At 33.4% G+C, this 22,759-nt stretch carries 19 protein-coding genes and 1 pseudogene; 5 read left to right on the top strand and 15 right to left on the bottom strand.

What is annotated here, in order from left to right; translation table 11 throughout:
- Positions 1–76 precede the first annotated feature (76 nt).
- The 3 genes and pseudogenes from LDP15_RS03540 (at position 77) to LDP15_RS03530 (ending at position 2,249) form a co-directional block, all read left to right on the top strand.
- Positions 77–1,541 (top strand): annotated as a pseudogene (locus LDP15_RS03540) (CocE/NonD family hydrolase).
- A gap of 107 nt (positions 1,542–1,648) precedes the next feature.
- The gene (locus tag LDP15_RS03535) at positions 1,649–1,912 is read left to right on the top strand and encodes a LysR family transcriptional regulator (RefSeq protein ID WP_225513340.1); all 264 of its coding nucleotides are present in this window, start codon (positions 1,649–1,651) and stop codon (positions 1,910–1,912) included.
- Positions 1,890–2,249 carry a LysR substrate-binding domain-containing protein gene (locus tag LDP15_RS03530; protein ID WP_225513278.1) on the top strand — a complete coding sequence of 120 codons (360 nt, stop codon included), beginning with the start codon at positions 1,890–1,892 and terminating at the stop codon, positions 2,247–2,249. Before LDP15_RS03535 ends, LDP15_RS03530 begins: the two co-directional genes overlap by 23 nt.
- 531 nt (positions 2,250–2,780) lie before the next feature.
- Here LDP15_RS03530 and LDP15_RS03525 read toward each other — a convergent pair.
- The 6 genes from LDP15_RS03525 to LDP15_RS03500 all read right to left on the bottom strand — a co-directional run bounded on the left by LDP15_RS03525 (position 2,781) and on the right by LDP15_RS03500 (position 6,423).
- Entirely contained in the window at positions 2,781–3,710 is a 930-nt protein-coding gene (locus tag LDP15_RS03525) for a N(5)-(carboxyethyl)ornithine synthase (RefSeq protein WP_373442464.1), read from the bottom strand.
- A gap of 38 nt (positions 3,711–3,748) precedes the next feature.
- Positions 3,749–4,699, bottom strand: a complete 951-nt coding sequence (locus LDP15_RS03520) for a CorA family divalent cation transporter (RefSeq protein ID WP_029344972.1) — start codon at positions 4,697–4,699, stop codon at positions 3,749–3,751.
- A 124-nt stretch (positions 4,700–4,823) separates the two neighbouring features.
- A complete protein-coding gene (locus LDP15_RS03515; protein ID WP_015425998.1) occupies positions 4,824–5,375 on the bottom strand; it encodes an Asp23/Gls24 family envelope stress response protein in 552 nt (183 codons plus the stop codon).
- A 20-nt stretch (positions 5,376–5,395) separates the two neighbouring features.
- Positions 5,396–5,584: a DUF2273 domain-containing protein gene (locus LDP15_RS03510; RefSeq protein ID WP_015425997.1), complete on the bottom strand. Its 189-nt coding sequence runs from the start codon at positions 5,582–5,584 to the stop codon at positions 5,396–5,398.
- Between the two features lie 9 nt (positions 5,585–5,593).
- A complete protein-coding gene (gene amaP / locus LDP15_RS03505; protein ID WP_012898582.1) occupies positions 5,594–6,154 on the bottom strand; it encodes an alkaline shock response membrane anchor protein AmaP in 561 nt (186 codons plus the stop codon).
- Positions 6,155–6,183: 29 nt separating this feature from the next.
- Positions 6,184–6,423 (bottom strand): GlsB/YeaQ/YmgE family stress response membrane protein, encoded by a 240-nt coding sequence (locus LDP15_RS03500; RefSeq protein WP_015426469.1) that lies wholly within the window; start codon positions 6,421–6,423, stop codon positions 6,184–6,186.
- A gap of 491 nt (positions 6,424–6,914) precedes the next feature.
- Between LDP15_RS03500 and LDP15_RS03495 the strand changes: the two genes are divergently transcribed.
- Positions 6,915–7,757 (top strand): aldo/keto reductase, encoded by an 843-nt coding sequence (locus LDP15_RS03495; RefSeq protein WP_015426470.1) that lies wholly within the window; start codon positions 6,915–6,917, stop codon positions 7,755–7,757.
- A 471-nt stretch (positions 7,758–8,228) separates the two neighbouring features.
- Here the strand turns inward: LDP15_RS03495 and LDP15_RS03490 are convergent, their stop codons facing one another.
- The 7 genes from LDP15_RS03490 to LDP15_RS03460 all read right to left on the bottom strand — a co-directional run bounded on the left by LDP15_RS03490 (position 8,229) and on the right by LDP15_RS03460 (position 18,541).
- The gene (locus LDP15_RS03490) at positions 8,229–8,966 is read right to left on the bottom strand and encodes an MIP/aquaporin family protein (RefSeq protein WP_340816955.1); all 738 of its coding nucleotides are present in this window, start codon (positions 8,964–8,966) and stop codon (positions 8,229–8,231) included.
- A 53-nt stretch (positions 8,967–9,019) separates the two neighbouring features.
- The gene (gene glpO / locus LDP15_RS03485) at positions 9,020–10,849 is read right to left on the bottom strand and encodes a type 1 glycerol-3-phosphate oxidase (RefSeq protein WP_015426472.1); all 1,830 of its coding nucleotides are present in this window, start codon (positions 10,847–10,849) and stop codon (positions 9,020–9,022) included.
- 35 nt (positions 10,850–10,884) lie between these two features.
- A complete protein-coding gene (glpK, locus tag LDP15_RS03480; RefSeq protein WP_015426473.1) occupies positions 10,885–12,381 on the bottom strand; it encodes a glycerol kinase GlpK in 1,497 nt (498 codons plus the stop codon).
- Between the two features lie 314 nt (positions 12,382–12,695).
- Complete coding sequence (locus tag LDP15_RS03475; protein WP_015426474.1) at positions 12,696–14,162, bottom strand: helix-turn-helix domain-containing protein; 1,467 nt, start codon at positions 14,160–14,162, stop codon at positions 12,696–12,698.
- A gap of 269 nt (positions 14,163–14,431) precedes the next feature.
- A complete protein-coding gene (locus tag LDP15_RS03470) occupies positions 14,432–15,139 on the bottom strand; it encodes a hypothetical protein (RefSeq protein ID WP_015426475.1) in 708 nt (235 codons plus the stop codon).
- 329 nt (positions 15,140–15,468) lie between these two features.
- Positions 15,469–17,418: a sodium:proton antiporter gene (locus tag LDP15_RS03465; protein ID WP_225513453.1), complete on the bottom strand. Its 1,950-nt coding sequence runs from the start codon at positions 17,416–17,418 to the stop codon at positions 15,469–15,471.
- Positions 17,419–17,638: 220 nt separating this feature from the next.
- On the bottom strand, positions 17,639–18,541 hold the full coding sequence (locus LDP15_RS03460) for a hexosyltransferase (RefSeq protein WP_136122578.1): 903 nt from the start codon (positions 18,539–18,541) through the stop codon (positions 17,639–17,641).
- Positions 18,542–18,778: 237 nt separating this feature from the next.
- Here LDP15_RS03460 and LDP15_RS03455 point away from each other — a divergent pair, with 237 nt between their 5' ends.
- Positions 18,779–20,254 carry an alpha-amylase gene (locus LDP15_RS03455; RefSeq protein ID WP_015426478.1) on the top strand — a complete coding sequence of 492 codons (1,476 nt, stop codon included), beginning with the start codon at positions 18,779–18,781 and terminating at the stop codon, positions 20,252–20,254.
- A 59-nt stretch (positions 20,255–20,313) separates the two neighbouring features.
- On the opposite strand, the gene LDP15_RS03450 is transcribed toward LDP15_RS03455, so the two are convergent.
- Together LDP15_RS03450 and LDP15_RS03445 are read right to left on the bottom strand one after the other, a co-directional pair.
- A complete protein-coding gene (locus tag LDP15_RS03450) occupies positions 20,314–21,414 on the bottom strand; it encodes a lactate oxidase (protein ID WP_042230388.1) in 1,101 nt (366 codons plus the stop codon).
- Positions 21,415–21,646: 232 nt separating this feature from the next.
- Positions 21,647–22,669: a 3-deoxy-7-phosphoheptulonate synthase gene (locus LDP15_RS03445; protein ID WP_015426480.1), complete on the bottom strand. Its 1,023-nt coding sequence runs from the start codon at positions 22,667–22,669 to the stop codon at positions 21,647–21,649.
- Positions 22,670–22,759: the final 90 nt, after the last annotated feature.

Raw genomic sequence — 22,759 nt, 5'->3', positions numbered from 1 at the left:
CATTCATAATTAGTATTTTACAAGTACCGGTATACCATTTATAATAAACTTTACAAAATAAAAATGGAGGTCAATTATGGTAGTAAAAATTACAGATAAAATGAAATTTAGTCAATCATTCGATTATGTAGATAATGGTATGGAACATGGTATATTAAGTAAGTTTGGACCCAAAGAAATTTTATTAAAGAAAGGAACACTTATCGCTGAAGGTTTCAAACCGTTGGATTGTGATATCAAATTGCTTAAAGATATCCATGTGAAATTAAGAGATGGTGTAACTATTTACACGGATATCTACTTACCAAATAAAAGTGAGAAAGTTCCCACACTTATTGCTTGGAGTCCCTATGGTAAAAGCGCTGGGACTGCGCCTCGCTATAAAAATCTCTTCAATATGATTGGTATGGGCAATGCATGGAATTCTGGTCTAACAAAATTTGAAGCTCCAGATCCTTCATATTGGTGTGCCCACGGATATGCAGTATGTAATCCAGATATGAGGGGGATTGCACACAGTGAAGGCAATACCACTATGATAGGATCTCAAGAAGCTCAAGATGGTTATGATTTAATTGAATGGATTGCTAATAAAGAATGGAGTAATGGTAAAACAGCACTTACTGGTACCTCTTACCTTGCCCTTTCTCAGTGGTACATAGCTGCTGAACAACCTCCTCACCTCACTTGTATTAATCCTACTGAAGGGCTCTCAGATGGCTATCGAGATCTGGCCTTTATTGGAGTGATTCGAGATAAAAACTTCATTGAGAGATTACAAGTTAATCATGTAAGTGCAAAAGGAGCAAAGCGAGAAGACTTGGTAAAAGAAATGGAGTGCTACCCTCTAGCCACTGCTGCAGTTTGGAAAGATAAAGTAGCTGATACATCAAAAATTACTGTACCTGCTTTTGTCATTGCAAGTTATTCTAACACACTTCATAAAATGGGTACTTTCCGCTCTTGGAGAAACTTAGGTTCAAAAGAAAAATGGCTGAGAATTCACGATAAGCAAGAATGGCCATACTATTATGATAAAGACAATTGTAGGTTATCCTAAGGTTAAGTTATACATGAAAGTTGAAAATTATAATGATATGAATGTATTTGTGTGGCTACAAAAACTAGATAAATTTGGTAACGTACTAAGTGAATTTGTTGTACCTAATCACGGTGCAGCATTGCAAGACTTTACCCAAAATGGTGCCTCAGCACTTCGGTATAAAGGTGCTTGGGGTAGGTTAAGAGCTTCAATGCGCCATCTTGATGTAGAGCATTCAACTGACGAAATCCCTGCTTATAGTTTGGATCGAGTTGAAAAACTCTCTGAGAAACAAGTGGTAGAACTTGATATCATCTTAAGCCCAATCGGTCTATCCTCCGATAAAGATGAAACACTTAGAATCGTTATAAGTTCAAAAGATGAGCTTGGTTCAGTAATGCCAGGCACACCTGGTTGCACTCCTGATAATTCAGGGGTTCATATTTTACATACTGGAGGTATTAATACTTCTTATCTTCAATTTCCTCTTCTAAACTAATTATTCTAGCTTTTACCATATGACTTTACGGATCATTTATGATATTCTAATAATGATCGGAGGTCAGATGAAACTATCAACTCTACGATATTTTGTTGAGGTAGCAACTGAGAACAGCTTCACAAAATTTATTTATCTCTCAACCAACTTTAAGCAGAAGGATACAAGAATTAGAGTTAGAGTTGGGGGTAACACTCTTTAACCGCAGTAATACAAATGATATAATCCTTTCTCCAGAAGTTAAACAATTACTGGTGAAAGTTAGAAAAGTTTTAGACCAAATTGACTCTATATCATCTATGTTTGAGTCTGACGGCCTTCTCGAGAATAATGGGGCATTAATTAAAGTTGGTTGCTTATCTAATTTTTGACTTTAGTAAATTATATGATTTAATAGAGCAGTTTAAAACACAATATCCAAATGTAAAATTTGTAATTGAACAAGGTTCTCCTATGGAACTAAGTAACGGACTCACGGATGACGACTATGATTTAGTACTGAATTTAGAGGATTATATTCCTCATAATAATAAAATTAAAACTTCTTTATTTAAAACCAATAATTTACAAGTCGCCATTCAAAATAATCATAAATTAGCAACCAAAAAAGAAATAAAATTTTCTGATTTAGCTGATGAAACTCTCATTCTCATTGAACGAAATAAATCCCCATTAGTATTTGATTATGTGATTAACAAGTGTTTGTAGCATGGCTTTCATGCAAAGGCTAATTATTATGTTAAGAGTTTAGATGAAGGACCTTCTAAAACATCACTTGGTGAAGGGATCGCATTTCTTTACTCTGGCATGGATAATGGTTATTTGTCAAAAAAATATCGTGTAAAATTTTTAAATTTGAACGAAGAGAGAAGTTCACAAAAATTGGTTTATGCTTTTAAAGAAAATGATCATCCTATCTTAGATGCATTTTTAAACTTCGTTCATCAAAATAGATCTGATTTATATTAGAAACTTATCTGCTATTTATTGCAAGATGAGTTTTTGACTGACCATAATTATTTTATATGTTATTAATACCAATCCGCTTTGTACAAGCTTTTTTTTATATAAATTAGTAATCAAAAAGCACCTAATTGCGACAGTCAATTTTTTACATACATTTTATTATGCATAAAGCTTATTTTAATGTAATTGGTGATAGAATGAGCTAATATATTTTTTTGCTACTATTGCTGCTGCAGCAATGGAATTAATACTCAAAGAAATATAATTGTTTCTTCAAGATTTAATACTTAAAAATCGTGAACAATCTTCACTAAAGATATTCTCACTCAAAATCTTACTTAAATTTTGACTTACATTTCGATAGATGAGTGATGGAGTATTAGGAACAACATAATAGTATTTTCCATCATTTTCGTAGATAGGGTCATCCATACTAGTAAAATGTGTTCCTTCAATTGTATTTCCAGCATCAGCTGCTACATCAATTATTAATGCCCCTTTTTTCAATGATTTTTGTTCTGAAAAGCTTAAAATTGGATCATCATCTTTCCCAATTTCAATTCCATTAATAATGATGTCGTACTTTGTATAATTTTCTTTGAAAATTGACATTGTTTTTCGATAATACATTCGGATGTTTGAGGAATATTTTGAGATACTACTAAAGGCACCTTGCGCAACATTTCCAGAACCTAAAATAGCTATTTTTGTCTCTTCAGTTGGAATAAATCCATATTGCAACAAAGCGTCTATAACCCCTGCATAGCCTGCGTAAAAACTATTTTTATATAATAGTCCCTTTGGAATACCTGATTCAAATATCTCATTTTCATAATAAATGCAAGGCGAGTTACTATCTAAATCTACAACAATTAACTTTTTAGGCAGAGCTTGCTCTTTCATGAACGATTGTCCTGAACCAAAAGGATGTGTCCAGCCTATAATCATCTGTCCCTCTCTAAGATGGGAATAGTCAGTAGGCTGGATGAGTTTTAGTGAGAAGATTGCTTCTGATTCCGCAAAGACTTCAGCTCTTGATAAAATGTGACATCCTTTGTCAATGTATTCTTGATCATCAATATCAAGAAATTTTCCAAACCCCTCCTCTACCAATATTTCATTTTTAAAATCTTTAATATCTTTTGGTAGAAGTGGGACTCGTCTTTCTCCAGGGAAGTTTGCTTTTACTAGGCCAATTTTCATAGTTTTTCCTTCTTTTCTTTATAATTTTATAAATTTTTCTAAAGAGATTTTTTCTTTTTTAACCAGTACCAAACTAATAGACTGATTAGAAGTGAAATAACAATTACAAGTAACGAACCATAAGGGACACCTTGAAAAGGCAACTTGAGATTTATTCCCCAAAACCCATAAGTAATTGTTGGTATTGTTAAGACAACTGTAAGCTCAGTTAACGTTTTCATAATATTGTTCAACTGAAACGAACTATTATTATTTATAATTGCATCCAAGCTAGAAAGGTACTTATTATAAGCTCTTACCAAAGACTCTAAGGTGTCCATCCTCTCTTGAAGAAGAGTTACTTCAGTTTGCATATGAATTTCTTTAATATTTTCCATTTGTTCTCTTTTTATAAAGCTTAATATTTTTCTATCGGAATCAATAATAAAATCTAACAAGATAAGATATTTTTTCAGTCGCAAAATTTCATCAAATATTGTCCCTGAAGGTCCTATACTTTGTATTTGTGTTTCCAACAAACTAATTTCTTCTCTTTTCTCTTTAACATCTTTAATTACTTTTTGGATGCTCACATTCAAAAGCTGGATAAAATTTACCTCACTTCTTTCAACATTTTCTTCTGTATTGTTAAAAAAATCAGAAATGAAGTCTTCTTTCTCACTCGTTACAATAATGAGCTTTTCCTCTAGTTTTAAGATAACTAAAGCCTTTATTTTCCGATTCAAATCATTTTTCAAGTTTTGGTGAGGTAAAATAAAAAGTATCTTTAATTCTTCTTTACCTGTCTTTGTATCAGATATCTCGTGTATCACTTCCTCTTCTTCATACAAAAGGTTTTCCAAATCAAGCTGATACTCTTCTTTAAAAAAATCGTAGATTTTATTTTTAGGGTTAAAAAGATATACCACTGAGTGTAAAGAATTACTGTTTGAACAGTTAAGCTCCTTTAAATTACTATTTCCCCCGTCCACTTCAATATAATCTATCATGAAAGATCTCCTTAGACTTATTTGACTCGATACTTCTATCTAAATAAAAAACTATATAATTGAACTCACTTACTAAAAAAGCCTCATAATAGAGGCTTTTATTTCTCACGATTTATCTAGAAATTTATTTAACTCTAGCTTCTTTATCTGTATTGTCTTCTACTTTGTCTTTTACTTTATCAACTTGTTCAGAGGTGAATTTTCCAGTTGTTTGAGCCGCGCTAGTCACTCGATCTTGAATACTTACATCATCTTCTTTTTGTTGCTCTTTCGTTTTAATATCTGTGACTGTTACGTTAACTTCAACAACTTCCAATTCTGTCATTGCCGCAACCTCTTTACGAATGACTTCTTTAATTTTTTCATAAATATCAGGCACATTCTTACGATATTCTGTAACTACTTTCAAGTCTACTGCAACCTGTGTTTTCCCAACTTCTACGTCAACACCTGTTGTAACATCATCAGTATTAATAAGTTTTCCTGTTAAGTTTGAGAAGAACCCACCTTCTACAGAAAGAAGTCCATCCACTGATTCTAATGCTAGTCCTACAATCTTTTGCACAACTTTATCTTCATAAGTCAAAGTCCCCTTAATTTCTGGTTGGGTTTCCTTTGTTTTAGGAGTTTCTTTTTCTGCCATTGTTCCAAATGCTTTCATGTTTTCTTGTACCATAATCTTCTCCTTTTATAATGTTATTTACGATTTATAAATTGATCAATGATTCCTGATTTTTTTAAAAATAGACCAATGTAAATTCCTAATCCAATTAAAAATAAAACCAGAATCATTTTCCAAAATCCAATAGTGAAGATACACACAGCAATGAGTGCACCTACGATTCCCCCTATAATCGGGTATCGATTTTTTTCGAAATAATCCATTGATCCCTCCTACATAACACGTTGTCGTTTAGGGTTATCGTCTTTACTTAATGTATTGACTTTTACTTTAAGTTTAACCGTATGTTCCAATCCAAAGAATTTTTTTAAGCCTTCAATGATTTCCTGTTCCAGAACTTGGGCTTTTTGTGCCACTTCAACTCGAGGAATAATCTCACCTTTTATATCAATTTTTATCTTATTTTTAAAAAGTGAAACAGCGATTTTTGAGTTTTTAAGGTAATCATTTTCTTTTACTTTTTCACCTACAAAACCTTCAATGGCAGACTTTTTTAAAGTTAAATCTCCATTATTTGAAGTGAGTTGTACATCCATATAGGTTCGAGGATAAAAAAGAATTACAATCAAGGCGAGAATTAATATGACTGTTAAAACGATGTTCCCCCAAAACAAATAGTCTGTCATATATTTTCCTATGAACGGAATGTTACTAGAGGTCGTTGTCCTCCAATCATACTCCATGAAATTGTAATAATCCCAAGTCATTGGTAGAACAAGCGTAAGTAAAAGGAGATCAAGGATAATGAGTATTATTTTCTTTCCAGTTGCCAAAGTTCCTCCTTTCTAGATCCTAAGATCTACTAATTCATTTTAGATAGGACGAAAGATACAACAGCAACCACAATCACTGCACCAACAATGGATGGGATTAGCGCCATACCAGCTAGCGAGGGACCCCAAGTTCCAAGTAAGGCTTGACCTACAAAAGATCCAACTAACCCTGCTAAGATATTAGCAATCCAGCCCATTGAACTTCCCTTATTTGTAATCGCACCAGCGATTAATCCGATTAATGCACCAACAATTAATGACCAAATCATATGTCACCTCTTTCTTTAGAATACATTTTATGATTTAACCCTAATCTAACACAATTAGAAAGCGCATTCAAATGATATGACTTATTTTATAATTTATTAATACTATATTTACCTTCAACTATCTCAGAAAGACTATTAAAGAACTGAATAATGTCCTTTACTTAACCCCACTTTTTATTATATCTCTCATTTTTTGAGCACGATAATATTATATGCTACCATCAAATCTCATGTTTTAAAAATCATTTTTTAATATCTAAATTTGCATCAAAGATTTGCTCCTGGTATGATAAAACTTATACAATAGAGGTAAAGCTTATTGGAAAAACAATAATAAACATATTATTTCACAATTGAGTATACTTACGTTAAACTTTGTACTATACACAGTTAACGGTTAGATATTCGATTAACTTTGAAAACCTGCAAAAGTTTATATTGACATAATATTCATAAACTTAAACAATCAGAAAGGAAAATAGAACAAGAAAATGATTGAACAAGAAAAACATACGCTTAATGATGGACATTTGATTCCTAAAATAGGGTTAGGAACATTTCAGATTCGTGGATATGAAGGGGTGGAGCAAATTTTAACGGCTATACAAAGTGGTTATCGTTTACTTGATACCTCAACTAATTATGATAGTGAAGGAGCAGTTGGAGAAGCAATTCGTCGTTCTGGCATCCCTCGATCAAATTTTTTTGTGACAACTAAGCTACCTGGTAAATATCATCATTTTGAAGATGCTTTGAAGATGATTGAAGAGTCTTTATTACGAACGGGATTGAGCTATTTTGATCTTTACTTGATCCACTGGCCACTACCAAAGCAAGATAATTATGTTGAAGCTTGGAAAGCACTAATTGCAGCAAAAAAACGGGGTCTTGTAAGATCAATTGGGGTATCTAATTTTGAGGAAGACCATCTCGACAAAATAATTCAAGAAACTGGTGTTATACCAGCAATTAATCAAAATGAAATTCACCCTTACTGGCCTCAAGAAAAGCTATTGAAAATTAATAAAAAGTATGGCATATTAACTGAGGCATGGAGCCCTTTAGGCCGAGGTAGTAAAGAGCTTGAGGAAAGCCTGATTCAAAACATAGCTCAAAAATATGATAAGGATACTGGTCAAATCATTCTAAGATGGCAAATTGAAAGAGGTATTATACCTATTGTTAAAGCATCTTCTCCAGAACACCAAAGAAAAAATATAGATATTTTTGATTTTTCACTTTCTACTGAAGAGATTAATAAAATCACAGCCTTAAAACGAGAAGATGGCAGGGTAGATAATCAAGATCCTAATGAGTATGAAGAATTTGTATAATTATATTACTCTGCTCTTGAATAATTAATTTCAATTGAATATATGAAGAATTACTTCAAAAAAACCACTAAAATTTTCAAGTGGTTTTTTTAGTTTCTATAATGAATTATTTAAAGGAATCCACCAATATTCCCATATTCGAAATAAAAATATATATGACATGCATAACTAAATAATATATCCCCCCTTACAGAACATTTATAATGTCAACATCAAACATCTCTATGGAACGGACTTAGATAACTACCAATACCAAATTGTATAATCTAACAATAGAAATCAAGTACAAGTAGGAAACTCTTAAACATGCTGGACAGACTTTCCATCATCATCAAGAATTATATTTGAATAAAATTTTTTCCCAATTGATTATGTGACTTTGATTATAGAAAATTTTTTCTTATGGCTCATTTATTTTTAAAAAAAAGAGTTAGAACTTTGTCTAACTCTTTTTTTGTATATTATTTCAGTTTATTTACTTGCAAATTGAATAACTATATTAAAGAGAAGGGCACCTAAGCTACCGCCAATGATTGGACCTAAAACAGGTATCCATGCGTAAGACCAGTCTGAATCTCCTTTACCTTTGATAGGTAAGATGGCATGCATGATACGGGGACCTAAGTCACGTGCGGGATTTAAAGAGTATCCTGTTGTTGCACCAAGTGATAAACCAATAGCTGTGATAATGGCACCTACTAAAAGAGGTGAAACACCTGAAGTTTGCGTAATAGCGTATTGACCGAAGGCAAGAATTCCTGTCGTCAATACTGCAGTACCAACAATTTCACTAATCAAATTTGGGCCTGTCTGACGAAGAGCCGGACCTGTAGAAAACGTGCCCAAGATATCTGCTGGATTTTTTGTTTCAGCATAGTGAGGGTAAAACATTAGGTAGAGGATAATGCTGGCGACCATTGCACCAAGCATTTGTGCAATAATATAAGGAAGAACCAAACTCCAGCTAAAGCTCCCAATCATTGCCATTGCAATTGTTACTGCTGGATTCAAATGGGCTGGCGACATAAATCCAGAAACATAAACCCCCATCATTACTGCAAATCCCCAACCGAGAGTGATAGCAACCCAACCCGCTCCTGTTGCTTTCGTTTTGTTCAGGACAACGCCTGAAACGACTCCGTTACCAAGAAGTATTAAGATAAATGTGCCTAAAAATTCACCAAGTAGCTGTACCATTTCTGAGTGCATATTGACCCCTTATTTCTATTTTTTTATTTGTTTCAATTATCTTCGAACTATTTTTATTTCTTCAAGTCTGATAAGTCAGATTCACGAAGCGCTTTTTCCAAAGCTTTTTCTTGTTCTGCTTTTTCTTCTACAGACCAACCGAGAAAGTCCGCAATGACATTGACAACATGAACTTTGATTGTATCTACACTTTCACGCATAAATAAAATATGGTTAGTACGACGAAGCAAGTAGTCTACCGGTGTCAAGATCATTTCATCCTCAAGCGCATAGCGCAGACGGGCTGATTCTGCTAAAGATAATCCTTCATAAGGTCTCATTTCAGAAGCATAGGCAAATACTTGGAGTGCGTTCATGCCATAAAAGTCTGCTATGTATTTCGACTCCTCTTCTGTAAGACCTGCAGCAACACCGATTTTCATGTTTTCAGCAACGACTTCTTCAACCTTAGTTGGATCAAATTCACCACCAGAGATCTGGTATTTTTTAGAGTCGATTGGTTCATATTTCAAATCAAAGTCCTCAACAAGCAGCTGGCAGATAAGCTCCATAGCACCTGCTGCCATTTTACGGTAGTCAGTGATTTTCCCACCAGCTAAAGTAATCAAACCATCACTCTCACGTTCAAGTGAACTCCCACGAGAAACTGAAGATGGCGCGTCCCCTTTTTCTGAAAGACTTGATTCCATATTATTCAATAAATGCTCTACTTCGGCTTTAGTTGCTGTTTTATTTTTATAGCGAAGCACGGCCTCTACGACAGCGTTAAAGCTAGTTTCAGAAACTGCACCGTTATCACCTCCGTTATAGTCTGAACCCGAATTCCCACCTAGCAATGGACGCAATCCAGCCCATGACGCTTCAATGTCATTAATCGTGATATTTGCTCCAGGATAACGGAAATTGATGACATCTAAAAGGTAGTCCACATCTTCTTGAGTAACCTTTGGATCGGTAAAGTCCCCATGATAATCCGTATCTGTCGTACCAAAATATGTTTTATTTTCACGTGGAATAGCAAAAACCATACGTTTATCATGTTTTCCTGTATCAAAATATGTTGGTTGAGGCACAGGTAATTTGGCAGCATCAACAACGAGATGGACTCCTTTTGTCGGACGCATTTTTGGCACAATCGGACGAGTGAAGTTCAAGTAACGTATCTTATCTACCCAAGGACCACTTGTGTTAATCACAAGTTTAGATTTTACTTCAATGACTTCATCTGTCAATAAGTCACGCGCCCGAACACCAGAGATTTGTCCATCAGTATAGATAAAATCAATCACTTTCATCTTGCTGATGGCTTTTGCGCCGTCTTCAACAGCTTTTTTAATATTGTCAATCACCAAACGTGAATCATTGTTACGGTAGTCAAGATAAACCCCTGCACCTTGCAAACCCTTTTTTTTGATCAGTGGCTCACGGCGTAGCACTTCTTCTGGTGAGATGGTATAGTTGGCATATGGAGAACCTTCATCAATACCTGCCAACCGATCATACAAATCCATGGCGATTTTCACAGAAAACATATCAAAAGTCGTTTTGCCTTCATCATTGTAAATAGGAAGTAACATCGGGTCTGGCTTAGGAATATGTGGCGCAATACTTTGAACAACAGCACGTTCTGAAACAGTGTCGGAAACGACTTCGACATCAAAGTTTTTTAGATAACGGATACCCCCATGCACGAGTTTCGTTGAGCGTGACGATGTTCCTTCTGAAAAGTCCTGCATTTCAAGCACAGCAACTTTCATACCAGTGGCTGCCGCTTGTAAAGTCAATCCAGCACCAGTAATACCACCTCCGATAATGAGTAAATCCATTTCTTCATTCTGAACTTTTGTGATTGCTTCTTGTCTTGTTTTTTTAGAAAAAGCCATTTCTATTCTCCTTTATGTTACTGTCTGATTGATTATTATTTGAAAGCACGTGTTGCATTCACAGCTTTTTTCCAACCGGCATAGAGTTCTTCTCTACATTCTTCTTGCATCTGCGTTTGGAAAATTTTGCCAGGCTCATAAGATTCTTTGAGTTCTTCTAGATCTTTCCAAAAACCAACTGCAAGACCTGCAAGGAAGGCTGCACCGAGCGCTGTCGTTTCCAGATCTCCCGCACGTTGAATAGGGATATTCAAGATATCAGCTTGGAACTGCATCAGGTATTCATTATTTGCTGCGCCACCATCTACTTTGAGTACAGACATATCGATTCCTGTATCTTCTTTCATAGTGCTGACTACATCACGGACTTGATAAGCTATGCCTTGTAAGGTCGCTTTTACAATATCTTCTTTTGTCGTTCCACGTGTCAATCCAAACATTGCACCACGCGCTTCTTGGTCCCAATATGGTGCTCCAAGGCCGACAAAAGCTGGAACCACATAAACTTCATCTTGATTCATAGACTGGAGTGCAACTTCTTCAGAATCACTGGCACGTTCCAACATCTTTAAACCATCACGTAACCATTGGATTGATGAACCTGCAACAAAGATACTTCCTTCTAAGGCATAATAAACTTTTCCATTAATACCATAGCCAATTGTTGTGAGCATGTTATTTTTGGAAATATGTGGTTTCTCACCTGTATTCATAACGATAAATGAACCTGTACCATAAGTATTTTTAATCATCCCCGGTTCAAAGGCCATTTGACCAAATAATGCGGCTTGCTGGTCACCAGCCATACCTGAGATTGGTACTTCAGATCCAAAGAAATGGAAGCCTTTAGTCACACCATAAACTTCTGAGTTTGATTTAACCTCTGGAAGCATTGAAGCTGGGATATTCAGAATTTTCAGGATTTCTTCGTCCCATTTTAACTCATGAATGTTGTAGAGCATAGTACGGCTGGCATTAGAGTAATCTGTATAATGTACATCGCCATCTGTCAACTTCCATAAAAGCCATGTATCAATTGTTCCAAAGAGCAGCTCACCTCGTTCAGCCCGCTCTTGTGCTCCTTCAACATGGTCAAGAATCCAACGAATTTTTGTAGCTGAAAAGTATGAGTCGACAATAAGTCCTGTCTTTTTGTGGAATAGTTCATCATGTCCTCCATCTTTAAGACCGTTTGCAATATCGGCAGATTGACGTGATTGCCAAACGATGGCATGGTAGATTGGTATACCTGTTTTTTTATCCCAGATAATGGTTGTTTCACGTTGGTTAGTAATACCAATAGCAGCAACCTGCACAGGCTTAATACCAGATTCGATAAAAGCCCCTGCGATAACAGATTGAACAGAGTTCCAAATTTCGTTGGCATCATGTTCCACCCAACCTTCTTTAGGAAAGTACTGTGTAAATTCTTTTTGGGAACTTCCGATGTGTTTACCCTGTTTATCAAATATAATAGCTCTTGAGCTTGTTGTACCTTGGTCAATTGCCATAATGTAAGAAGTTTCTGTCATGTTGTTTCTCCTTTGTAAACGCTTTCTATAATTTATATTATAGCATTTTAAAACGAATAGAAACTTTCATTTTTTATCAAATTCAAAAAAAAATTGGCAGTCGAAAATAAACAACAGATTCGAGAGGGAGTCTCTACCCCAATTTAATTTTAACCTTATTTGAGTTGCTATTCTTAATTCTTCATCTATTCTGTAATAAATTCAGTGAGAAAATGCTAAATAATGGGACCGCAGTAATATCTTCATAAATGTAAAATAATATTCACGTGAAAACATAAAAAAAGAGGAGAGCACCCCTCTTTCGTGTTTTATTCTTAATTCAAAATTGCTTTTTTTTGAAATTTTTCTTTTTTTAAGTTTTCAATACGCGACAATAACTCTTCAAAATCATAATCACTGGAAAACTCGGAAAGTATATAGACAAACTTTCGACTGTCATTTCTTTTACTTGAGATAAGTAGATCATAACTCTGGCTTTCTTGATAATGCTCTAATTTTATCTTTTCAACAGATCTGAGGTGATTTTTCAGATAGTGTTCCATCGGGATTTGATAGGCAGGTGTATCAGACAAATCATAAGCCACCGTCAATTGTTGAGCAGATAAGAGCTCCAGCAGCATTAGGGCATTGCGATAACCAAAGATGAGTTCTGGTAAATCTTGCTCTTTGGGAATATAACTTAAAGCAATATCTTTGAGGTTATCCAGTAAATCTTGAAAACTCTTATCAACCCAGTTTTGTTTATGCAGCATCAAATCTTCTTGAATTTTGGTAAAGAGGCTACCTTGGAAAAAGGTGAATTTATTGTTTACTTGAGCTAACTGATAACTGATGGCTTTCTCCTCTTCGAAACCTAAACGATGAGGACGATAGTGGTTTAACATTCGCTCTCTTAATGAAATATTCAAGAGGACAGTTGGAATTTTTTTACTGCGGTAAATATCAAAACGGTAATAACTTTCTTTATCTAGAATGAAAAAAGATTGGAGAAAACTGTAGAAAAAAATTGTCTCACAGTTATCCTTACTCTGATTATCATAAATATGTTGATAAAAAAGAGAATCCAATAGTTGATAGAGATGATCATCTTGGTATATTTTCTTCATTTCCAAAGATTTAGTAATTTGGATATCTGTAAGTTTCCGCCTTCTTTCTGTGATTGCCAACCACCGATAAAGTTTATCTTTGCTACTTTCGGAAAAATTTACTTTTAATGTTTCTTCAAGTTGCTGTACAAATTCAACCTGAAACTTAGTGACTTGCAGCAAATCTGGTCGAAATTTAGGGTGAAGCGAATCAAATAGCAGATAGTAAAAATAGCGAATTTGACTTTCTTCTCCGATCAATTTATTATTTTTGATTTGAATATCAAATTCCAATAAAAGATTATTGAGTTCTTTGATTTTGCGAAACAAAGTAGATTCACTGAGTAGCAAGAGTTCTGCTAATTCAAAAATCATGTAATTTTTTTGTTCTAAAAATAAGAGAATCAGGCGATATTTGATACTATCTTGGATTAAAAAACTGATGACTTCATCTAAGGTTTGTGATTCCGACATGTTTAGAACGAGTTTATTGTTCTGACGAATAACTTCCATGGGTTCCCCAATCATCCGTCCTATATAAGATATATCCTCCAAATAACTCTGAACCGAAGGTCGAGAGAGGTTTACCCAATCACACAGTTCCTGCGCAGTTAGCTTATCATGTTTGAGGAACAACTGACGTAAAATCTTAACCTGTATTTGTTCTTTCTTTTCAAGTAAAACTTCAATATTCACAGCTGTTCCTCTTTTTCTAAATTAATATTTTTTGTAGGAGTTTTCATATTCTCATTCTATTTTATCATTTCACTATATTTTGTTATTAAAAATTGCTCAGTATGAACATAGTAAATTGGACACTAAAAAGAATATGACCAAAAGCCTTATTCTTCTTTTAAACTTGTATATTTTGCGACTAAACTATAAAAGTGATTAGATAAACTTAGATTATAATCTGTTTATCAAACACTAAACATGTTTTATATTAATTCACGATAATATATAAACTAATATAACCAAATCCCTTTTAGTAAATATACCAATGAATCAATAAAAAAATAAATACCAATACCTAATATAAATAATGATATTATTATTCTAGTGACATTACTTAATTTTTTTCTTCGGTTATTTTTATCTAAATAACTACTTGCTATTTTAATCAATTTTTCATAGACATTAAATATTAATGATAATACTAAAGTATATAAAGGAATCTGTCCTAACAACATCCAAATTGTTAAACATAATATTGTTGATAGTATATTCCCCTCTTTTGCACTTAGTGCCACCTCCGCCCAAAAAGTCGGATCTGACATAGCCCAAAACCCAAAAATAAAACCTGCAAGTGGCATACTTCTCTTTGCAAATTTCATAAATTTCGATTCTTTCTGATCATCTACTCTTTCTTTATTTTCTTTCAGTAAGGTAGATCTTATAAACCAAGCTACACATACAATGGATATCAAAAAACCGGTAAATACATAAGCCATATTTGGAATATGATTCATTATATCTATAAAATAATTCAAGCTTATACTTGTACCGTATGAAAATATTAATCCGAAAATAACCGTGGAAAGTAGAGCCATTAAAGAAAATAAATATACTTGTTTTTTCTTTGTTCCATTTGCTAGTGCAGCCATTATAAGCACTGCTCCCACTGGATCAAATCCACCGAATCCTAACAAAATTGATGATAGTATTAATTTCATCTATCATCACCTCCATGTATCAATTTCTCTAGCAACAATCTTTTAAATTTTTGTAAATTCATTAGGCACCCATTACTTGTTATAGACTGATTTTATTATTATCAATGAAATAATAAAGACACTCCAACATCATAAGCTCTTGTCCAACACAAGCATATTCTAGCAAATAGAATTGATAATTACCAGTAATCAACTGAGTTCTAATAAAGAGGGTAATGATCCTACGACTGTTTGATGGAACATAATCGTTTATCGTTGCTATGAACCATGCGAATCAACTTTATTGGTAATATATTTAGTTACTTTAGAAAAAAGCCTCAATAGGCTTTTTATTGTTTCTGTAATTGTAAAACTTGAGCATTATTTATCTCTTTAAAAAGTTTATTACTTGTTTCTTTAGAAATTACATCAGTTTTTACCTGGTTCAATACAAATTGATATTCAAGTTGAAAAGCCTCTATGAGTAATTCGTTTGGAATAATTGTATCTTCTTGAATTTCGTTACGAATACGGTAATGTCTATTTTCCAAAATATGTTTTACTTCTTCAATATCACTAAAGTCAGTTATCTTATTTTCTAATCGCTCTTTTTCAAGAGAACTTAATTTTTCGATTGTTTGTTGATATAAACTGCTTTCTAGTCGGCTTATATCAGTTCTTATTGTCGCAAATTCTTGCATTTCTACTGAATCTACTCTTCTGCCACGTCGTCTTTTGGAGAATAATCGTCTTATTTTCTTACCAGTTGAATGTTTACTACTGTTTTCTAGATAAATTCTAAAATAGTCAATAACTTTAGATGAAAATTGTGCTTTTATAGTTGTTGTATCAAGTAATGTTTCCTGCCAACTTATTATCTCGTCCATTAATTTACTACTCTTGGTATGGTCAGGAATTTGTAATCCCTTTTGTGATTGTAGTTGTTTGGTAAGACTACTACGAACTTTACTATCCTCGATTTCTTCTACCATATGAAGAATCGCATAATCAACCATATCGTTACGAACCTGATTGATATTATCAGAACTTTCATCTCCAAGTGCCGGTAATAATTTTGGCAGAATCAGTGTTGGTACAATAAGACTTAAAAGAATAACAATAGCGGCCATTGTAATAATAATTTCCCTGTTCTCGTTGCTCAAAATACTAGTATTTAAAGGTAAAGAGAAAGCCATTGCTAATGTCATTGTTCCATGGGCTCCTGACAAAGCAAAAATTGTTGAATCACTGTTACGCTCTTCTTTAACATCAGAGAAAAAGTGTTCGATTGATTTATTTCTTTTTCTATTAGTCCAAAATTTTCTTATAAATAGCATAAGCAAATAAACTAAAACGCTTATCAAAAATAGTACAATTGATTCTTTCCAACCAAGTGACTTAAAAATGTCCCAAATTCCAAATAGACTTACACCCAAGAGAATAAAAACAAAGTTATTCAGAATATCACTTAAAATCTCCCAGATTGTATTATTCGTTAATTGAACATTTGTTGAAGTCAGTTTGAGCATATCTCCTTCAAAGTTATGAATCAACCCAGCAGCAACAACAGCTAGGACACCAGAAGTTCCAAAATGTTCTGCTAACAAATAAATAAAGAAGGGGGTCAGAATTGAAATAGGAATTATGGTAGCTTCTGGCCGAGTTGCTCTGAGATTGATTGCCGTCCTAATTCGTACCAGTAGAGCACCGATAACTAAACCAATTATAATTCCACCAATTGAGACAAATATAAAGCGACCAAGTCCTTCCCAAATACTGAAATGCCCACTCTCTAAAACAGATAATCCTAAGCTCAGTAAAACTAACCCCGTTGCATCATTAAATAAAGATTCAAATTCAACTGCTTCATTAACCCCTTCGGGCATTTTATTTCCGGAAATTATTGACTTTACAGCAACTGCATCTGTTGGCGTTACAATTGCTGCAAAACAGATAGCTAAAGGAAAAATCCAACTACCCATTATATTATTCGTAAGCACTGCTACCAAAAGTACAGTTACCACTGCTAAAGTAATTGATAGAAAAAATATTCCTCTAAAATTTTTACGTACTTTTTTTAATGAAGTTTTACTTCCCTCATAAAACATTAATGGAGCAATGATTAACATCATAAAAAACTCTGGCTCCAATTCAAAATTTTGAAATTCTGGTAGGAAACTCAAAATAAGGCCCACACCAATCAAGATAAAAGTTTCTGAAATTTGTGGAAAAAACTCTTTGATTATATTTGCCCCGATAACACCAATCATCATCACAGCAATAAAACTAATAGCTGACATATAACACCATTTCCTAATTTTTATACTCTTACAGTATAACATGTTCAAGATTGGGTTTCCAAGACTAGTATTAAAAATTATGAAATATACAAGACGATTTGTCATTTTCATAGTATATAAAAGTTATTTAGATTATTAATATAATGATAAAAAGACATCTATTTTGATGTCTTTTTATTTATTTATTTTGATTTGGTCATTAGTAATTTTGCTAAACATTTTAACCATCCAGTAAACTATCTCGATATTCAATATTTAGTAATTCTTTTTCAGGAAATAAAAATCTATCTAACCAATTTTGACTTTCAAAAAAATTAATTTTATCATGTTCTAGCGGATGATAGTCTTTTTCCAAAAATTTAGATAAGTTCTCTATTGAGTCCTCTCCCAAAATAAAAATATTATCTGGATGATAAAATAGGTAATGCTTGATGGCTTTGTTTGTTGTAACTAATTTTTTCTTAAAGAAAATAGCCTCCATTGTTCTCAAGGTCAAACCTGTCTGGTTTTCTTGCATAATTTCAAGAATACCATTACTGTTAATTAGGAACTCTAAAAATTTTGGATAGGGTAAATATCCTTTATTTTTAAAACCTTTTTCTCCATTAATGATATAAAGTAATATTGAAATATCTAAACTGGCACATTTATCTAAAATAACATGTGCAAGTTGAGTTCTTCCTTTATCATTTCCTCCAAAAAACAAATCATAATCTGGTATTTGAAGAGGTAAATTTATACAAGGAGTATAAAAAGTAGAATTATGATAGAGCCCATATTTTTTTGCTTCAATAGGGTCAAAACTATAGTAGGAATCAATTACTCCTATTTCTCTAGAGGTGTGTAGCAAATCAATATATTTTTGAGTCAAATGATTCCAAAAAAATAGAATCATCTTTGCCTCGGTAAAATCCTTTATAATATTAGGATAGTTAGCTTTAAAACCAGAATCTAAAAATATAATAAGGTGATAACGGGCAAGCCGGTGCTTTCCCACATCACTTTTTATAAAATGGACTAATCGGCGTCCTGAAATTACATCAATATTATTTAAGGAATCGAAAAAATAAAGATGTGCATTTTTAGCTACTAAGAGTATTTTGCTGTAAGAAATTTCTTTCATGTTCTAACTCCTTTCAATTCAGTATAAATTCATTGTATGATTAAATTTCAGAATATTCAAAAATATCGTCTTACAAAAAATACATTCACCAATGATGATAGTATTATATTTTTGAATATTCTAATTAATTCTAAAACATTCTGCTGTCTTTCAGATTCCTTTTTGTGTATACTAATTATTAATAGCGCTAGTTTTTAGAAAAGAATTGTATCAATTTGAAAAAGGAGAAATGATTTTATGAAAACAATCCTTCAAGCTTTTGAATGGTATTTACCCTCAGATTCTCAGCACTGGAATAATATAAAAGAGAATATTCCTGACTTAGGAAAGTTAGGATTTTCAGGATTGTGGTTACCTCCAGCTTCCAAGGCAGCTTCTGGAGTTGAAGATGTTGGTTATGGGACCTATGATTTATTCGACTTAGGGGAATTTGATCAAAAAGGGACAATTCCTACAAAATATGGGACTAAAGATGAATATCTTGATTTAATTAATACACTACACCACAACAATATTAAAGTGTATGCGGATATCGTTTTTAATCACATGATGGGTGCTGATGAAACAGAAACTATTGAAGCTGATATTAAAGCAGAAGATAATCATCTTCATAACATCGAAAATAATAAAACTGTTGAAGTTTGGACCAAATTTACATTTCCAGGAAGACAAGGAAAATACGACAATTATATATGGACCTGGCACAACTTTACGGGAATTGATTATGACGAAAGGAAAAATCAAGAAGAAATTCTTGAATTTGAAGGACATGAATGGGATGAAAATGTAGATTCAGAGAATAATAATTTTGATTATTTAATGGGGGCTGATCTTGATTTTAGTGTTTCCGAAACAGTAGAACAACTTGAAAAATGGGGACATTGGTTTTCAGAAATGACAAAAATTGATGGTTTTCGATTAGATGCAATTAAACATATTGATTTCAAATATTTTGATAAATGGCTTGAACAGAGAGCAAAGCAATTAGATAAAAAACTTTTTATTGTTGGAGAGTACTGGTCTGATGATCTTGGCAAATTAGAGTATTATCTTGAACAATCTGGTGATAAAATACAATTATTTGATGTACCACTACATTTTAATATGAAAGAAGCCTCTTCAACCAATGGAGAATTTGATATGCGTACTCTTTTTGATCACACACTCACTGCCAGCCAACCAGAACTCTCGGTCACTTTTGTTGATAACCATGATACTCAAGAAGGACAGGCTCTTCAATCTTGGATTCCAGCTTGGTTTAAAGAGCACGCTTATAGCTTAATTTTACTTCGCAAAAAAGGAACTCCTACTGTCTTTTGGGGAGATTTATATGGAATACCCTCACGTAATGTTAATCCTGTAGGTGATAACTTGAGAACTATGATAGCATTGCGTAAGGACTCTGAGTTTTTAAGGGAAAATGATTATTTTGATCATCCTGATATTATTGGATGGACAAATATTTTAAAAATAGATAATAAGGAATATGGATTATCATGTATTTTAACTAATAAAAATGGTGGCTCAAAATATATGATAATTGATAAGGCGTATGCAGGTAAAGTTTATATAGATTTATTTGGAAGACATGAAATACCTATTACGCTGGATCAAAATGGTGGAGCTGAATTTTACGTCAATGATGGAAGTGTTTCGGTTTGGGTAGATAAGGAAATTGTTTCAAAAATTGATCAAATAAACTTTCAAAACTAACTATTTTATCAAATAGGATAAAAAAAGTACCTCTATAAGGTACTTTTTTATTTGAACTATTAGTCAATCAATGAGGTATGTTTGATTTCTTCAATATTTTTTGTTCCAGCAAGTTGCATAGTGATACTTAGTTCTTTGTTTAAGTGTTCAAAAACAGATTGAACACCTTTGGCTCCCCCTAAATTCAAACCATAAAGAACTGGACGACCTACCGCAACAACATCTGCTCCTTGTGCTAAAGCTTTGAAGACATGTTCCCCACGTCTAACTCCACTATCAAAAATAACAGGAACTCGATGATTAACACTTTTAGCGATGAGGGGCAAGACATCAATTGAAGCAGGTCCTCCATCTAATTGTCGTCCCCCATGATTTGAAACCCAGATACCGTCTGCCCCGGCGTTAATGGCGTCATCTGCATCAATAGGAGATTGAACCCCCTTAACAATTACAGGAAGATTAGTTATTTTTTTAATTTTTTGAATATCTTCTAAAACAAGTCCTTGTTTTGCTGCTGCATAAATTTCGCTGATTCCTTTTCCGGTTCCATCACTTTCCGAAAAAGCTGCTAAATTTGGCATTGGTAAAGGAAATTGGAAATGATTGACAATATCTTCTTCTCGATAGCCACCTAGTGTTGAATCAGCGGTTAAAATAATTGCTTTAACCCCGGCATCTACAGCTTTTTTTAAAAGAAATTCATTAAATTTATCATCTTTACTCATATACAGTTGGAAAAATTGTGGAGCACCAGGTGCAGTTTTTGCAGCATCTTCCACTGATGTACTTCCATAAGTACTAATTGAAAAGATTGAGCCAACTTCAGCCATCGCTTTTGCTGTTGCAACTTCTCCTTCTGCATGAGCAAGGCCTTGTGCGGCAACTGGTGCTTGGATAATTGGTGTTTTTAATTTTATACCAAAGAGTGAGGTACTTAAATCTGCAGAATCAACTCCTCTTAATACTCGAGGCATAATTTGTTTTTTGTTAAATGCTGATGTATTTTCATTCAGTGTCCACTCATCTTCAGAGCCACCACGGATATACCCAAAGGCACCTTTATTTCCCGCAGCCTCCATACTTTGTTTCACTTTACCTTCAAGTGATTTAACATTTACAATTTCTAACGCTTTGTTTTCAGTACTAGTTTTATAAGTCATCTTAGTTCTCCTATTTTTCGTAAAGTTTACATCTGTAGATGATAAATACATTATACATCTTATTTAAAAAAAATACACAAATGAAAGATTTATTTTTTAATAAACTAAAACTTATATAAAAAGATAAATTAAAAAAGTAGCAAAACTACTCTTTTATATTATTTATACTAAAAGATGGTGTGATAATGAAAGCTTCCTATTAATCTTCCTTCCTCCTCTTTTCATTTTACAATCACGAATTATAAATTTCATTAATAAGTTCTTCTGTTTTATCCCAACCCAAACATGGGTCAGTGATTGATTTTCCAAATACTTCTGGTTTGTCTTGACGACCGTCTTCAAGATATGATTCAATCATAAATCCTCTGACATATTTATGAATTTGTTCATCCCAATTACGATTGACTAATGTTTGACGAACAATTCTTATTTGTTCCATATACTTCTTCCCAGAGTTATCATGATTAGTATCAATAACAATAAATGGATTTTTTAAGCCCATTTTTTCGTATATTTCGATACTTTCAAGAAGATTATCTGTATAGTAATTTGGATGGTTTTTACCATTTTCATCTTGTCCCCCACGAAGGATGGCATGAGCTAATGGATTTCCTGATGTTTCTACTTCAGCATTTCCAAATAGAAAATCTTGAGATTGTTGGGCCGCATACATTCCATTAAACATAACTTTTAAATTCCCTGATGTCGGGTTTTTCATCCCTGTTGGGGCATCTATTCCTGAGGCAACAAAGCGATGTTGTTGATTTTCAACTGAGCGAGCGCCAACCGCATAGTAACTTACTAAGTCATCAACTAATGGTAGATTTTCTGGGTATAGCATCTCATCTGCTGTAGTCAGACCAGTCTCAGTAATTACTTTATAGTGAAGGTCGCGAACCATTTTTATCCCATTGATAAGGTCTGTGTGTCCATCTGCATCAGGTTCATGAATGAGACCTTTATAGCCATCTCCGTTTGTCCGTGGTTTTGCAGTGTAAATACGCATCACAATAAAAATTTTATCTTCTACTTCTTTTTGAAGTTTTGACAATCTGTGAGCATATTCTAAAACTGCAGCTTCATTATCTGATGAGCAGGGGCCAATGACTAAGAGAATTCTATCATCTTCACCCTTAATTATCGCTTCAAGTTCCTTATCACGTTTTTCTTTCTTTTCTCGCTGCACATCATTTAAATGATTTAGCTCTTTTACATCTTTAATGTTAATTTTGTTACTGAGTTCTTTAAAAGTCATCTTTTACCTTTTTTCTATCGTTTTTTAATAAAAATACTTAATAATATTTTACTTGCAATAAATTTTTCTATTTTACTTTTTATGTGCCTC

This window comes from Lactococcus sp. SK2-659 (assembly GCF_020218185.2).
Taxonomy (GTDB): Bacteria; Bacillota; Bacilli; order Lactobacillales; family Streptococcaceae; genus Lactococcus; species Lactococcus lactis.
The sequence above is the reverse complement of the archived record's forward strand: the minus strand, read 5'-3'. Positions and strand labels throughout refer to the sequence as shown.